The 14,617-nt window shown below is 75.3% G+C and carries 10 protein-coding genes; 4 read left to right on the forward strand and 6 right to left on the reverse strand.

Features of this window, described 5'->3' with window-relative positions; genetic code table 11:
* Positions 1-441 precede the first annotated feature (441 nt).
* Positions 442-1,710: a cytochrome P450 gene (locus tag ACFYOV_RS16285; RefSeq protein ID WP_389088022.1), complete on the forward strand. Its 1,269-nt coding sequence runs from the start codon at positions 442-444 to the stop codon at positions 1,708-1,710.
* A gap of 89 nt (positions 1,711-1,799) precedes the next feature.
* Here the strand turns inward: ACFYOV_RS16285 and ACFYOV_RS16290 are convergent, their stop codons facing one another.
* The 5 genes from ACFYOV_RS16290 to ACFYOV_RS16310 all read right to left on the reverse strand — a co-directional run bounded on the left by ACFYOV_RS16290 (position 1,800) and on the right by ACFYOV_RS16310 (position 6,981).
* On the reverse strand, positions 1,800-2,990 hold the full coding sequence (locus ACFYOV_RS16290) for an amidohydrolase (protein ID WP_389088024.1): 1,191 nt from the start codon (positions 2,988-2,990) through the stop codon (positions 1,800-1,802).
* 296 nt (positions 2,991-3,286) lie between these two features.
* Positions 3,287-4,966: an alkaline phosphatase D family protein gene (locus ACFYOV_RS16295; protein ID WP_389088027.1), complete on the reverse strand. Its 1,680-nt coding sequence runs from the start codon at positions 4,964-4,966 to the stop codon at positions 3,287-3,289.
* A 261-nt stretch (positions 4,967-5,227) separates the two neighbouring features.
* On the reverse strand, positions 5,228-5,980 hold the full coding sequence (locus tag ACFYOV_RS16300) for a metallophosphoesterase (protein ID WP_389088029.1): 753 nt from the start codon (positions 5,978-5,980) through the stop codon (positions 5,228-5,230).
* Positions 5,977-6,273: a hypothetical protein gene (locus tag ACFYOV_RS16305; protein WP_389088032.1), complete on the reverse strand. Its 297-nt coding sequence runs from the start codon at positions 6,271-6,273 to the stop codon at positions 5,977-5,979. Before ACFYOV_RS16305 ends, ACFYOV_RS16300 begins: the two co-directional genes overlap by 4 nt.
* Before the next feature lie 27 nt (positions 6,274-6,300).
* Positions 6,301-6,981 carry a nucleotidyltransferase family protein gene (locus tag ACFYOV_RS16310; RefSeq protein WP_389088034.1) on the reverse strand — a complete coding sequence of 227 codons (681 nt, stop codon included), beginning with the start codon at positions 6,979-6,981 and terminating at the stop codon, positions 6,301-6,303.
* 289 nt (positions 6,982-7,270) lie between these two features.
* Between ACFYOV_RS16310 and ACFYOV_RS16315 the strand changes: the two genes are divergently transcribed.
* Complete coding sequence (locus tag ACFYOV_RS16315; RefSeq protein ID WP_389088037.1) at positions 7,271-7,861, forward strand: hypothetical protein; 591 nt, start codon at positions 7,271-7,273, stop codon at positions 7,859-7,861.
* A 62-nt stretch (positions 7,862-7,923) separates the two neighbouring features.
* Positions 7,924-12,282 (forward strand): HAD-IC family P-type ATPase, encoded by a 4,359-nt coding sequence (locus ACFYOV_RS16320; protein WP_389088039.1) that lies wholly within the window; start codon positions 7,924-7,926, stop codon positions 12,280-12,282.
* A gap of 47 nt (positions 12,283-12,329) precedes the next feature.
* Here ACFYOV_RS16320 and ACFYOV_RS16325 read toward each other — a convergent pair whose 3' ends face one another.
* Positions 12,330-13,526: a hypothetical protein gene (locus ACFYOV_RS16325; protein ID WP_389088042.1), complete on the reverse strand. Its 1,197-nt coding sequence runs from the start codon at positions 13,524-13,526 to the stop codon at positions 12,330-12,332.
* Between the two features lie 102 nt (positions 13,527-13,628).
* Between ACFYOV_RS16325 and ACFYOV_RS16330 the strand changes: the two genes are divergently transcribed.
* Complete coding sequence (locus ACFYOV_RS16330) at positions 13,629-14,603, forward strand: ABC transporter substrate-binding protein (protein WP_389088044.1); 975 nt, start codon at positions 13,629-13,631, stop codon at positions 14,601-14,603.
* Positions 14,604-14,617 lie beyond the last annotated feature (14 nt).

Consider the following 14,617-nt stretch of genomic DNA (forward strand, 5'->3'; position numbering starts at 1 on the left):
GCCGCGCACCAGGCCACGCACGCCGACGGCGCGCCTCGGCCGCCCACTCCGTGCCCGCCAACCACACGCCCCGCTCGCGACGGAAGTGTCCCGGCGATCCGACCGGGGCACCGCCGCGTGCCCCCGACCCGCGCACCAGGCCACGCACGCCGACGGCGCGCCTCGGCCGCCCACTCCGTGCCCGCCAACCACACGCCCCGCTCGCGACGGAAGTGTCCCGGCGACCCGACCGGGGGGACCGCCGCGCCCCCCGACCCGCGCACCACGGCCACGTAGTTCCGGCCTGCGCACCATGGCCGCGCACGCCGACGGAGCGCCACACCACCACCCCGTGCGCCCACCGCATGCCCCGCTCGCGACCGGACCGTCCTTGCGACCGGACCGGGATGCCCCGCCCGCGACGGAAGTGTCCCGGCGACCCGACCGGGGCACCCGGCGGCCATGGACCTACTCAGCCGCCCCCTGATCGACCGCACCCTGTCCCTGCTCGTCGAAGGCTACGCCTGGCTGCCCAACCGGATGCGGGAGAGTTCCGGCTCCGTGATCCGTACCCGGCTGCTCGGCCGGCCCGCGCTCGCCCTGCGCGGGCCGGAGGCGGTGCGGTTCTTCTACGACGAGGCGAACGTGCACCGGCACGGCGCCATCCCCGGACCCGTCCTCAGCACGCTCTTCGGACACGAGGCGGTCCACACCCTCGACGGCGTCGCCCACCGCACCCGCAAGGGCCTGTTCCTGCCCCTGCTGGCACCCGACAGGATCGCCGGACTCGTCGAGCAGGTCACCACGGTCTGGGACGACGCCGTGCCCGCCTGGGGCCGGCGCGACGCCGTGGTGCTGTTCGACGAGGCGGCCACCGTGCTCGCCACCGGCGTCCACCGCTGGGCCGGTGTGGGGCTCGACGACGCGGAAGCCGGGCCCGTCGCCCGCGACATGATCGCCATGGTCGACGGGTTCGCCACCGCCGGACCACGCCACCTGCGGGCCCGCCGCGCCCGCGCCCGGCAGGAGGAGCGGCTGGCCCGCCTCGTGCGCGACGTCCGCGCCGGCGCGGCCACCGCCCCCGCGCACTCCGTGCTCGACCTGGTGTGCCGACACCGCGACGCCGATGGCGCTCCGCTCGACGACGGGACGGCCGCCGTGGAACTGCTGAACGTCCTGCGCCCCACGACCGCCGTCAGCTGGTTCGTCGCCTTCGCCGCGCACGCCATGCACCGCCACCCGGAGCACCGTGCCCGGCTGCGCGACGGCGACACCGCCTTCACCGCCGCGTTCGTGCACGAGGTGCGCCGCTTCTACCCGTTCGTGCCCTTCCTCGGCGGTCTCGCCGCGCGGGACCTGTTCTGGCGGGGCGAGTGGGTGCCGGCCGGCGGACTCGTCGTGCTCGACGTGTACGGGCAGAACCACGACGAGGCGCTGTGGGGCGACCCGTACGCCTTCCGCCCGCAGCGATTTCTGAACCGCCCCGTGGAACGCGACGAGCTGATCCCGCAGGGCGGCGGCGAGCCGAGGACGGGGCACCGCTGCCCGGGCGAGGGCATCACCATCGGGCTGCTGGAGGCCCTCGCGGTGCGACTGGCGCGCCTGGAGTACACCGTGCCGGAACAGGATCTGACGATCCCGCTGCACCGCGTCCCGACCCGCCCGCGCAGCGGAGTCGTCGTGTCCGGCGTCCGGATGCCCGCCGGTCTGGCCACGGCGGCGGCGGGCTGACCGCACGGCGGTCCCCGGACCGCGGCGGGGATCCGCCGCGGGCCGGGGGAATCGCGCGGGGAGGGATGAGGGATGAGGGGGCCCGTCGGTCAGTCCCGCCCCCCGTTCCCCTCCTGGTGCCGCCGCCACGCCTCCTCCCGCAGGCCGGGGGAGAGCAGGACGTCCACCGCCGTGCACGCCAGGGCCGCGGTCACCGCGAGGAGCACCTCACGGGCCCGCGGCGAGGCCGCCGCTTCCGCGAACTCGGGCGTGTGGTCCGATTTTTCGGGGCCCGTGATCGCGACGAAGGGGTGGATCGCCGGCAACCGGGTGCTCACATTGCCCACGTCCGAGGAGCCAAGGTACACCCCCGGTTCCGGCGGCGTCAGCCGGATCCCCGACCGGGACAGATGAGCCGCGAACCGTTCGGAGAGCGGCGCGCTGTCCCGGAAGTGCTCGTAGCGGACGGTCGCCCGCTCCACCTCCGCGGTGGTGCCGGTCGCCAGGGCGATCCCGTCGGCGCACACCCGCAGCCGCTCGGCCAGTTCCTCCAGCGCGCCCGTGGTCGCCGCGCGGAGCCCGAACCGGCCCTCGGCGTGGTCCGGGACGATGTTCGTGGCCGTGCCCCCGTGGGTCACGATGCCCTGCACATGGGAACCCTCCGGCAGCCGGCGTCCGAGCACGCCCAGCACGTTGAACAACTCCACCAGCGCCGCGAGCGCGTCGACGCCCTCCGTCGGATTCCCGGTCGGATGAGCGGCGCGCCCGTGGAAGGCCACCCGGTACTGCACCTGCGCGGTCAGCGGCGCACGCGCCCAGTCGTACACCCCCGGGTGGAACATCAGCGCCGCGTCGACCCCGTCGAACACTCCCGCCTCCACCTCGAGGACCTTGCCGCCGCCGCCCTCCTCGGCCGGTGTGCCCACCGCCAGCACGGTCCCGGCGGACGCCTCCGGCACGGCACGCAGGGCGAGCGCGGCACCCAGACCGGCCGCCGCGATGAGGTTGTGACCGCAGGCGTGGCCGAGGCCGGGCAGGGCGTCGTACTCCATCAGCAGCGCCACGGTGGGGCGGTGGCCACCCGAACGGGCGATGAACGCCGTGGGCATCCCCGCCACCCCGTGCTCCACCTCGAAGCCGGCCCGCTCCAGTTCACCCGTCAGCAGGGCGGCTGCCCGGTGCTCGGCGAAGGCGGGCTCGGGATCGGCGTGCAGCCGGAGGGCGACGTCCCACAGGGCGTCGGCCCGGTCGGCCACCGCCTGCCGGACGGACCGGTGGACGTCGTCGGGAGTGCGGGGCACGGGGCCTCCTCGGTGTCGGCGGGGTGCGGTCGGACGCTTGCCCCGACCGGGTTTCACCGCCGTCCGGACTGACACCGCCCGCCCCGCCAACGGACGGGAAACCGCCGCGGGATGGTGACGAAGCGACGCACGGGATCCGCTCCTGCCCGCGGCACCGGCACCGGCACCGGCACCGGCACCGGCACCGGCTCCGGCTCCGGCACCGGCCCGGCACGCCGGCGCGCCGGAGCGCCGGGGAGGCCGGGGCGGGTGTGCCCTGTGCGCTGCGCGGCCCGGTCCCGTGCGACCGGGCGGACTCAAGCGGGTCGCAGTCCGGGTGAGCCCGCCTCGGTGACGAAGCACGCGGCCGTGGTGACGGGGGCACCCGGGGTCGTCACGGCGGAGACGGTTCTGAAGGCGGCCCGGGCGCTCGTGCGGTCCAGGTCGACCCGCACGAATCCGCGTCGGCCGTCGTAGAACCTCAGATGCGGGTTGGCGCGCATGTACGTGTCCCAGTTGGCCGGCCGCTCCGCCCCGTCGCCGCCGCTGGCGACCGAGGAACAGGTCAGCTCGGTTCCCAGGACGGCGGACGCGGGGTCGTCGAAATCGTCCTTGATGTCGAAGGCGTACCCGACGTGGACGTCACCGGTGAGGACCAGCCAGTTGGCCACACCGGCCGCCTTGGCGCCCGCGACGACCCGGTCACGGCTCGCGCGGTAGCCGTCCCAGGCGTCCATGGAGACGTCGGCCCGCTCGTTGACGTCCAATCGGCGCTGTGAGAAACAGACCTGCTGGGGCATCACGTTCCAGACGGCCGTGGAGGCCGCCCACCCGTCGATGAGCCAGCGCTCCTGTGCGTGACCGGTGATGCTGCGCGCCGGGTCGTCCGACTCGGAACCGGGGACGTGCGGCCGGCCGCCGTAGGCATGGGCGTCGCGGTACTGGCGGGTGTCCAGGACGTCGAACTGGGCGAGGTCGCCCCAGTGCAGTCGGCGGAACAGCCGGGCGCCGGAGCCCTGGGGGAGCTGCCCGGCACGAAGCGGCTGGTTCTCCCAGTACGCGCGGTAGGCGGCGGCGCGGCGCACCAGGAACTGCTCCGGTGTCCTGCCGTTCTCCTCCATGACGCCCGTGTAGTCGTTCTCCGTCTCGTGGTCGTCCCAGGTGACGACGAACGGGTGGGCGGCGTGGACGGCCCGCAGGTCGGGGTCGCTCTTGTAGAGCGCGTACCGCATCCGGTAGTCCGCCAGCGTGACCGCCTCGCGGTCGAACACGTCCGGCAGCACCACGTCGGTGTAACGGCGGGCACCGCCGGCGGAGTCGACGGCGTACTCGTAGAGGTAGTCGCCGAGATGGAGCACCAGGTCGACGTCCTCCTGGGCAAGGTGCCGGTGCACGGTGTAGTAACCGTGGTGGTACGCCTGGCAGGCCACGGCGGCCAGGCGCAGACGCGTGACCGCGTCGCCCGGCGCGGGGGCGGTCCGGGTGCGGCCGGTGGTGCTGACCCAGCCGCCCGTGCGGAACCGGTAGTAGTAGACGCTGCCGGAGTTCAGTCCTCCGACGTCGACCCGCACGCTGTGGCCGTACTCCGGGTGCGCCAGGATGGAGCCACGCTGCACGACCCGGACGAAGGACTCGTCCAGCGCGACCTCCCACTCGACCGCCACGATCCGCTGTCCGAGCCCGCCGTCGGGCTCGAACGGGGCCGGGGCGAGCCGGGTCCACAGCAGCACCGAACCGGGCAGCGGGTCCCCGGAGGCGACACCGAGGGTGAAGGGGTCCTCGGTGATCCGGGCCGGGTCGAGCCGGGGCGCCGCGAAGGCGCCGCGGGCCGGCAGGCCGGTGGTGAAGGCGAGGGCGGCCGCCGCGGCGGTGAGGGTCAGGAAGCGGCGGCGGGCCGGTCGCGCGGCGGCGGTGCGCAGTTCGACGTCGTGGGGGGAGACGGCGTGCTCGGCGAGGGTGTGGCCGGCGGACGGTCTGTGACGGTCCGTCAGTGCCATCTGGTGTCCTTTCGTACGGTGCGGGCGGGCCGATGGACGAGCGGCACGACGGCGGTCCGCGCCCCGGGCCGTTGTGTGGCGACATCGGCCAGGGACGCGGCGTCTGCATGCTAAGCAGACAAAATGCGCGCAATGGTCGTGCCGTGCGGGCCGTTCACACCGGAGGCGGTACGGGCCGACACGCCGACCGCCGCCGGCGGACGCCGGCGGCGGTCGGAATCGCGGGTGCGCGGGGGAGGCGCGGGCCGTGGAGCCCCTGGCTCAGCGGGGCGCCCCGGTGGCCACGCGTTCGCGGACGGGCAGGTGGTAGACGTGGAAGGCCCGTCCGATGACCGGCTGGGCGACGTTGCGGACCTTCACGCCGCCGCTGGTCATGCCGTGCTCCGTGCCTGCGTGCGCGTGCCCGTGCACGGCGAGGTCGGCCCCGGCCGTGTCGATCGCCTCGGCCAGCAGATAGCTGCCGAGGAACGGATAGATCTCCAGGGGCTCCCCGGCCAGGGTCTCCGGCACGGGGGAGTAATGGGTGAGCGCGATCCGGACGTCGCAGGCGTCCTGCTCCAGTTCCTCCAGCGCGGTGCGCAGACTGTCGGCGCATCGGCGCGAGTGCCGCACGAACTCCTTCATCACCGGCTCGCCGAACTCGCCGGCGCTGCGCCCGACGAAACCGCCGCCGAACCCCTTGGTGCCGGCGACCCCGATGCGGGTCCCCCCGGCCCGGACGACCGTGCCCCGCCCCTCCAGGACCGCGGCGCCCGCCTCCTCGAGGATCGCCGTGACCTCCTGCGGCCGGTCGTCGTGGTGGTCGTGGTTGCCCAGCACGGCGATCACGGGGACGCCCAGGCCGCGGATCTCCTCGGCCACCACCCGGGCCTCGTCGGGGGTGCCGTGGCGGGTGAGGTCCCCGGCCAGCAGCAGCAGGTCGGCGCAGTCCGGCAGGGTCTCGAAGGCGGGCCGGAGCAGGCCCTGGTTGTCGGGGCCCATGTGGATGTCCCCGACGGCTGCGATGCGGATCATGCCAGCTCCTCCGCGTGATCGGGCGAGGACGTCTCGCTGACCACGATGTCGCAGTGCACCGGAAGCCCGGCGAGCTCCTCGCGGACGGTGCGCAGGACGTCGTCGCGGCAGGGGGCCGAGGGAACGGTGCCGGTGACCAGCACATGCTCCCCGCGGACCTCGATGCGCACGCCCAGTTCGCCGAGTTCGCCGGCGGCCAGGCGGTCCTGCAGATGGGCGACGCGGTACTCGAGGCTCTGCGCCGGTGGCGCGCCGCCTGCGCCGCCTGCGCTGTCGGCGCCGTGGGTGCTCATGGGGGTTGCTCCTTCCGCGGGCTCGGTTCAGATGACGTTCAGGCGTTCCAGGAGGAAGAAGAAGGCGGCGGGCATGGGCTCGTCCCCGCAGTCGCGCCGCACCCGTTCCCAGTCGACCTTCTCGCGCAGCGCCCGGGCGATGGGCAGCACCGCGCCGAAGTCGCAGTGGTGCTCGGAGAAGGCGGCCAGCAGACTGCGCAGCAGGTCCGTCGGCGACAGCACGGGCATCCGCACGGACTCCACGGAGAGTTCCTCCGCCCGCTCGAGCATCTCCGTGGAGACCGGCTGGTGCGCCAGCTCGAAGATGATGTCGACGTCCTGGCCGAAACAGGTGGCCTTGATCAGCCAGTCCTCCGGCGGCGCGTAGACCGTCAGTCCGGCTTCGCGGAGCGTGGCGGCCACGGTCTCGGCGTCCTCGGGCCGTACGCAGAAGTCCACGTCGTGCTGGAGGTTGCCGCTGCCGCCGTGGGCGTAGACGGCCACGCTCCCGGCGAGTGCGAAAAGGTGCCCGCTGCGCTTCAGGACCGCGCCGACCTGCTTGGCGGCCTCCAGGATGGCCTGGTTGCGGTCGAGGGGCAGGTCCGGTTCCGGCTCGTCGTGCCGTGGTGTCTCCCGCGATGGCACCCACCCGGACGTGTCCGGTGCCAGGCGGAGATCGGGGATCTCCGGGCGCCGGACGAGCGTGGCGTCATCACCGTTCTCCGTCATGACCACTCCCTTCGCGGCCGGGCCTCGGCGCGGCCGCCGCTTCGTTCCTGTCCCCGGACGGGCCTGCGTTGCGAGCACTGAGTACCCGGCGCGTCCGCCCCGACACGGGCGGGGCGAAAGGCGCGGGACGAGCGGGTGGGCCGGGTACCCGCGCGGTGCCCTCGGGGGGACGGGACGCGGCGCCCCTCGGGCGAACAAGAAAGGCGCCCGACTTCCGGAAGGCTGAATATGGGGCCAAAGGCAGGGAAACCGGATAGCGCCCCTAGGTGCTGCGCTCGTGGAGGTCGGCATGGACCGGAACACGTCTCGATCGTCGGATCTGCCGCAGCCGCTGCGGGCCGTCGCCTCCGGCCTGCGGCACCTGCCGGGAGCGGGAACGGTGGAGAAGGCCGCCGGCGGCGCGCTGGACGCCATCGGTGCCGTCTCCCCGCGCGGCCGCCGCATGGCCGTCTACGCCGGTGCCGGAGTGCTCGGCGTGGCGGGCGTCGTCGAATGGCCGGTGGCCCTGACCGGCGCCGCCGTCGCCTGGCTCACCCAGCCGCGCCCCGCACAACGGCCCGCCGAGGAGCCGGACGGCCCCGCGCCGGCCGTCGCCGAGGGGCAGGACACCCGGTCCGGGACCCCAGCGGACCGGGACCGGGCGCAGCAGGACTCACCCGCACCGGCCGACCGGGGTCCCGGGGACAGACTCACCCCGTCACGGCACCGGAACGAGCCGCCCGAACACCCTCACGCCCACGAACAGCCGGCCAAGGTGGGTGACACGGCCACGGCGTCCGCGCTCAAGCAGGTCGCCGAGGCCACCGCCCACCACGGCACACCCGCCCACCACGGCAACGGCACCCACGGCCGGCCGCACGGCGAGCGGCCGGCCGGCTGAGCCACGAACCGGCCGCCGCCGGGCCCCCTCCGCACCGTCACACGTCACCGGGACACCACCTGATGCTCACACGCTTCGACGTCGCCCCCCTCGCCGGGGCCGTGGCGGGAGCCGCCGCCGGCGCCGCCCGCAGCACCGCCCAGGGCATGACGTCCGTCCGGCACACGACGCGCCGCGTCCGCCACGTCGCCCGCAACGCCCTCGACGGCGGCAGGCACTGGCGGGCGGGGCACCGCGTCCACCTGGCCCTGCGGCACCCCGGAGGAGAGGCCGGACCGCTCGCCCGCAAGGTGGCCGCCGAACTGCTCGACCACCCCGACGTGCTGACGGCCTACTGGGACGAGGGGTTGTCCCGCCTGGTGGTGACCCTCGTCGCGGACGCGGCCGGCGACCGCCTGACCGAGCGGGCCACCGCGCTCGCCGACCGCCTCGGACTGGTCGAGGGCAGCGCACCGGAGGAGGACGAGAGCGAGATCACCCACCCCGGTGACCCCCGTGAGGTGCGGGTCACCGCCGCCGCGCTGCTGATCGACGCCGCCGGCGCGGCCGGTGCCCTGGCCGCCCGCTCGATGCGTCTGCCGAGCACCCCGAGGACGGTCACCGCCGCCGTCACCCTGCTGCGCGAGAACCCCCGCTTCCGTGCCCTGCTGCGCCACCGGTTCGGCAAGAGCGGCATGGAACTCGTCCTCGCCGGCGTCAACGCCGCCGCGCACGGCGCCGGGCAGTCCCCGGCCGCCCTGGTGCTCGACGGCCTGCTGCGCACCGAGCAGCTGACCGAGGCCGTGGCCAGGGTCGCGGCCTTCGAGGCCCTGCACGACGACGTCTGCCTCGAGGAACGCACCAGCATCCGCTGTCCCACCGGCACCCGCCCGCCGCTGCGGGTGACCCCCGCCCAGGAGTACGCGGCCAACGCGGGCACCGGCAGCATCGCCGGCGCCGTCGCAACCCTGCTGGTCACCCACAACCCCCACGAAGCCGCCGAGGCCGTCCTCGCCGGCTCCCCCAAGGCGGCCCGTTACGGGCCCGCCGCCTTCAACGCCACCCTCGGCACCTTCCTCGCCCGGTCCGGGATGCTCGTCCGCGGCGCGGAACGGCTGCGCCAACTGGAGATCGCCGACGCCCTGGTGCTGCACGCCGACGCCCTGCGCAACCGTGCCGACGACGACGGGACCGGAACCGACGACCCGGTCGACCCGCTCGCCGAGGCCGTCCTGGACGCCGCCCGAAGGGCCGGGCTGCACGTCGTCATCACCGGCGGCTCGGACCTGAAGGACATCACCCGCCTGGCCGACGAAGTGGCCCCGGCCGACCTGCCGTTCGGCGACGTGGTGCGGGCGCTGCAGAACGACGGGCACATCGTGGTGAGCGTCGCCCGGGTGGCCGCCGACGGCGGCGACGTGGCGGACGGCCTGCCGGCCGGCGACGTGGCCGTCGCGCTCACCGACCGGAACGCGGCGATCCCGTGGGGCGTCGACGCGCTCGCACCCGGCGGCACCGCCGACGTGTGGCGGCTGCTGACGGCCATTCCCGCCGCCCGCCGGGTCGGCCGCCGCTCCCAGACCCTGGCCCGGGCGGGCGCCGCCCTGTCCGGGCTCATGGTGGCCCGCGGCGGCAAGCCCGGCGGCCGGATCTGGCGGTCGCTCACCCGGCACGCACCCGTCAACATCGCCGCGGCGGCCGCCCTCTTCGGCGGCACCGTCGAGGCCGCCCGGGTGGCCCGGGCCACCCCGCCCGAGCCGCGGCTGCACGTGCCCTGGCACGCGCTGGAGCCGCACGAGGCCCGCGACCGGCTGAGCCGCACCCGCGCCCGTGCCGACACCGAGCTCCGCGGCGCGGCCCTGCTCGCCGACCGCGCCCGCCGGCGCACGGCACGGCTGGCCGGTACGCCCGTCGCGACACCGGTGCGCTGGACCTGGCAGGCAGCCGGCGCCGTCCGCCGGGAACTCGACGACCCCCTCACCCCCGTCCTGGCCACCGGCGCGGTCGCCTCCGCCCTGCTCGGCTCGCTCGTCGACGCGCTGCTGGTCGTCGGCGCGATGGACATCAACGCCGTGGCGGGCGGACTCCAGCGGCTGCGCGCCGAACAGGCCCTCGCCCGGCTGGCGGCGCGGCAGCAGCCCAAGGCCCGCCGGCAGGACACGCGCAGGAGCACGGTCACGGTCGACGCGGCGCGACTGCGCCCCGGGGACCTGATCAGCCTCGGCGCCGGCGACGTCGTACCGGCCGACGCGCGGCTGCTGGAACTGGACGGGCTGGAGGTCGACGAGTCGTCGCTCACCGGCGAGTCGCTGCCCGTCACCAAGAGCCTGGAGCCGACCCCCGGCGCGCCCGTGTCCCAGCGCACCTGCATGGTCTTCGAGGGCACCACCGTCGTCGCCGGCCGCGCCTCCGCGCTCGTCGTCGACGTCGGCGACCGTACCGAGGCCGGCCGCGCCGTGGCCCTGGCCGCCCGCACCCCGCCGCCCGCCGGAGTCCAGGCCCGGCTGCAGGAGCTGACCCGCAAGGCACTGCCGGTGACCCTCACCGGCGGCGCGCTGGTGACCGGCCTGTCGCTGCTGCGTGGCAGCCCGATCCGGCGTGCCGTCAGCGGTGGGGTCGCCGTGGCCGTCGCCGCGGTCCCCGAGGGCCTGCCGCTGGTGGCGACCGTCGCCCAGATGGCGGCCGCCCGCCGGCTGTCCCGGCGCGGTGTCCTGGTCCGCACCCCGCGCACCCTGGAGGCGCTCGGCCGGGTCGACACCGTCTGCTTCGACAAGACCGGCACCCTCACCGAGAACCGGCTGCGCCTGGTCCGCGTCGCCACCGCGGGCGGCACCGTCCTCGAGCCGGACGCCGAGGACGCCGTACCGGTCGTGCGCCTCGCCGCCCGCGCCTGCCCGCAGGAGGACACCGGGCAGGGACGCCGGGTCGCGCACGCCACCGACGAGGCGGTGCTCGACGTCGCGCCGCCGGACGAGATCTGGAACCCCACCGGTGAACTGCCCTTCGAGGCACGCCGCGGCTATGCCGCCGCCGTCGGGCGCGAAGAGGGCGGCCCGTCGGACACCTCGGGCACGTCCGGTTCGCGGCCGGACGGACTCCTCGTCGTCAAGGGCGCCCCGGAGACGGTGCTCCCCGCCTGCCGGGACCTGCCCCACGACGCCACCGAGACCGCCCACACGCTCGCGGGCCGCGGACTGCGCGTGCTCGCCGTCGCCCGCCGGCCCTGCCGCGGCCCGGACCCGGCCGCCGAACTCGACGCCGAGCTCACGGACCTGGAGTTCGTCGGCCTGATCGCGCTGGCCGACATCCCGCGGGACACCTCGCACGGTCTGCTCACCGAGCTGCGCCGCTCCGGCATCCTGCCCGTCATGCTCACCGGCGACCATCCCGAGACGGCCCGCGCCATCGCCCTGCAACTGGGCTGGCCGGACGAGACGGAAGTGGTCACCGGTGACGAACTCGTCGCCATGGACCGCCGGGAACGGGTCCGCGCCCTGCACGGCGCCGGTGTCATCGCCCGTGTCGCGCCCGAGCAGAAGCTGCACGTGGTGGAAGCGCTGCAACAGGCCGGCCGGGTCGTGGCGATGGCGGGCGACGGCGCCAACGACGCCGCCGCCATCCGCGCCGCCGACGTCGGCGTGGGCGTCGAGGCGCGCGGCTCGGCCGCCGCCCGCAACGCCGCCGACCTGGTGCTGACCACCGGCGACCTGTCCGTTCTGGTGGACGCGGTCGTCGAGGGCCGGGCCCTGTGGCGCAGCGTCGCCGACGCGGTGAGCATCCTCATCGGCGGCAACGCGGGCGAGGTCGGATTCAGTGTGCTGGGCACCCTGCTCGCCGGCTCCTCGCCGCTGTCGACCCGTCAGCTGCTGCTGGTGAACCTGCTCACGGACATGTTCCCGGCCATGGCGGTGGCGGTGACCCCGAGCGACGACCCGTCGACGGCGGCGCACGCGGCCACCGGCCCGATGGGCCTGGACGTCCTCGGCGCACCCCTGCTGCGGGCCATCCGGCGCCGTGGTGTGACCACCTGCCTCGGCGCGGTCACGGCGTACCTGGTCGGCCGGTACACGCCCGGCACCGAGCGCCGCTCCACGACCATGGCGCTGTGCGGTGTGGTCGGCGCCCAGCTGGTGCAGACGCTCTCCGGCCGCCGTCACAGCCCCCTGGTGTGGGCGACCGCCCTCGGCAGCGCCGCGGTGCTCGCCGCCCTCGTCCAGACCCCCGGCGTCAGCCACTTCTTCGGCTGCACCCCGCTCGGCCCGGTCGCCTGGGCGGGCGTGGCCGCGGCCATCACCCTGTCGGCGCTGGCCCCGCGGCTGGAGCGTCTCGGCCCGGTGCGCGACCTGTACGACGCGCTCTCCCGCCTCGCCCTGCACCTGGGCGTGTACGCCCGGCAGGCCCGGCACCTGCTGCACAGCGGCATCGCACGCCCGGTGGCGTGACCCCCGCGTGAGGGCGGTGGCCGTCGGCGCGTTCGCGCACCGGCCGGTCACCGCCCCACGGTGTCGCCCTCGGCGCCGTCGGTGCGGGCCCGCAGCATCATGTGACCCCCGTGGTGCAGGGCCGTGTCGAGCCTGACGAGGCCCGCCTCGGTGCCGGACCGTGCGTCGACCACATGGACCTCGCCGTGGCCGCCGCGGGTGACGGCGACCCAGTCCGCGCCGGGAGACGCGGCGACGGCACGGCGCTGGACGCCGTCCCAGGGGGTGGCGCCGGCCCGCGGGGCACCGTCCATCGCGGGCAGGGGGACCCGGCCGACGCTGCCGTCGGTGCCGAGCAGGACGAGTTCGTCGCCGTCGGGGTGGACGCGGGTGACCGCGGCGCGGTCCCGGGTGAGGGCCAGCCGGAAGACCAGGCCGGGTCCGAGGTCGGTCCGGGTGGTGCGGCCGGTCGCCAGGTCGTGGCACCACGCCTGGTTCGTCCACTCCGGCCAGCGCAGCGGATCGCCGGGCCCGCCCCGCAGCGTCGACCACAGTGCCCGTCGGGCCGGATCCAGCCGCAGGTACCAGCCCCGGGCGGCCGAGCCCCAGGAGACGACCGGCTCGGCCACGAGCGTGTCGCCCTCCCGGCGTGCCCGGGCCACGCCCTCTCCCGTGGCCGCGAACACCCGCCCGCCGACCGGGTCGTGGGCGTCCCCGTGGCCGTCGTCCGGCAGCGGGAGCTCCGTGCGGGGAAGGGCGGGCGGGCAGCCGGGCCCAGCGGCGAGCAGATCGGCGAAGCGGTGCACGGCGAGCGCGCCCGGCTCCCGGTGCCGCAGCACGACCAGGGGGTCGGCGCCGCCCAGTACCGTGACGCCCGGCTCTCCCACGCGCGTGCGGACCCGGGCCGTCCTCCCGGTGGCGAGGTCGGCGACGGTCAGCAGGTCCGACCACGGCTCGGCGTTCGCGCCCAGCCCCGTGGTCACCGCCACGAGGCGGCCCGAGGGGTCCGCGGCGAGGTGCTCGGCCGGTACGGCGACCGGGGCCGCCGCCCGGACGGGCTCCGCTGCGAACGGGTCGAGCACCAGCAACTCGCCCCGGCCGTCGTCGACGCAGGCCACCCGGCCGCCGGGGAGCGGCAGGAATCCCGCGTGCTCGGAGAGGTGACGGTCCGTCAGGCGGTGGACGGGGTTGCCGTCCGGGACGGTCAGGACATGCAGGACTCCGGCCACGTGGTCGGAGACGAGCAGCAGCGGATCGGTCGTCATGAGGTCCTCCGGGCAGCGGGGGAGAGGGGCGCGAGGTCTATTGAAAACGATTATCATGTATCTTCGTGGCGTTCGGGCCCCTGAGAAGAAGCGAGGCCACGCATGCTGCGCTCACCGTCGAGACTCGTCCGAAGCTGGATCACCGCCGCCGCGGTGGGTTCCCTCCTGGTCGCGTGCGGCGCGTCCAGCGAACCCGCCGCCGACGGCCGGAGCTCCGGTCCGCAGACCGACGTCACCGTCCGACCCATCAAGGCGACACGTGACCTGACCGACGCCAACGGCGTCCGGATCTCCCTGTCCGAGCCGCCCGAGCGCATCGTCTGCCTGTTCGCGCTGTGCGACGACATCCTGACCGAACTGGGCATCGTCCCCACGGCCACGAACAGCGCGCTCCTTGCCCACGAGGACTTCCTGGGTGAGCGGAGGGCCAAGGAGGTCGACGTGATCCCCGGCGGGTTCATAGCCCCCGAGGTCGAGGCCGTCCTCGCCCACAAGCCCGACCTCGTGATCGGCCTCGAGGACACCCACGGCAAGCTCGCCCCCGCCCTGAAGGGCGCCACCACCTTCTGGCCGATGCAGCCGGAGACCTGGCAGGACAGCGTGGCCTACCTGCGCGACACCGCCGCGCTCACCGGCCGTACCGCCGAGGGGGAGAGGGCGGAGCGGACCTTCCGCACCGGACTCGCCGCGGCCGAGCGGGCCAGGAGCGGGAAGAAGGCGCTCGTCATCTACGGCAGCGACGAGAACTTCGGTGTCGCCACCCCCGAGACGGACGTGACCGCCAGCCTCTTCCCCAGGCTCGCCGACTACCCCTGGAAGTCCCGGGGCGTGCAGGGCAGTTACAGCCTCGAGGAGATCCTCGCCGAGGACGTCGACGTGCTCTTCGTCGAGACGATGAGCTTCGGCGGGGCGGACGGCAAGCTGTCGGAGAAACTGGCGGAGAACCCGCTCTGGGGGAAGATCCCGGCCGTACGCAACGGCGACGTCCACGAGGTGGACCCCGAGGTGTGGGCCAAGGGCCGCGGCACCCGCTCGCTGGGCATCGTCCTCGACGAGGCCACGGCCGCGCTGCGGTGAGCAGGCCCACCGTG

This window comes from Streptomyces sp. NPDC005931, from assembly GCF_042871235.1.
GTDB lineage: Bacteria > Actinomycetota > Actinomycetes > Streptomycetales > Streptomycetaceae > Streptomyces.

Bases quoted from the DNA above. Each gene is read 5' to 3' on its own strand.
- ACFYOV_RS16285 (WP_389088022.1), top strand. From the start codon at position 442: ATGGACCTACTCAGCCGCCCCCTGATCGACCGCACCCTGTCCCTGCTC.
- ACFYOV_RS16315 (WP_389088037.1), top strand. From the start codon at position 7,271: ATGGACCGGAACACGTCTCGATCGTCGGATCTGCCGCAGCCGCTGCGG.
- ACFYOV_RS16305 (WP_389088032.1), bottom strand. From the start codon at position 6,273: ATGAGCACCCACGGCGCCGACAGCGCAGGCGGCGCAGGCGGCGCGCCA.
- ACFYOV_RS16295 (WP_389088027.1), bottom strand. From the start codon at position 4,966: ATGGCACTGACGGACCGTCACAGACCGTCCGCCGGCCACACCCTCGCC.
- ACFYOV_RS16325 (WP_389088042.1), bottom strand. From the start codon at position 13,526: ATGACGACCGATCCGCTGCTGCTCGTCTCCGACCACGTGGCCGGAGTC.
- ACFYOV_RS16310 (WP_389088034.1), bottom strand. From the start codon at position 6,981: ATGACGGAGAACGGTGATGACGCCACGCTCGTCCGGCGCCCGGAGATC.
- ACFYOV_RS16330 (WP_389088044.1), top strand. From the start codon at position 13,629: ATGCTGCGCTCACCGTCGAGACTCGTCCGAAGCTGGATCACCGCCGCC.
- ACFYOV_RS16300 (WP_389088029.1), bottom strand. From the start codon at position 5,980: ATGATCCGCATCGCAGCCGTCGGGGACATCCACATGGGCCCCGACAAC.
- ACFYOV_RS16320 (WP_389088039.1), top strand. From the start codon at position 7,924: ATGCTCACACGCTTCGACGTCGCCCCCCTCGCCGGGGCCGTGGCGGGA.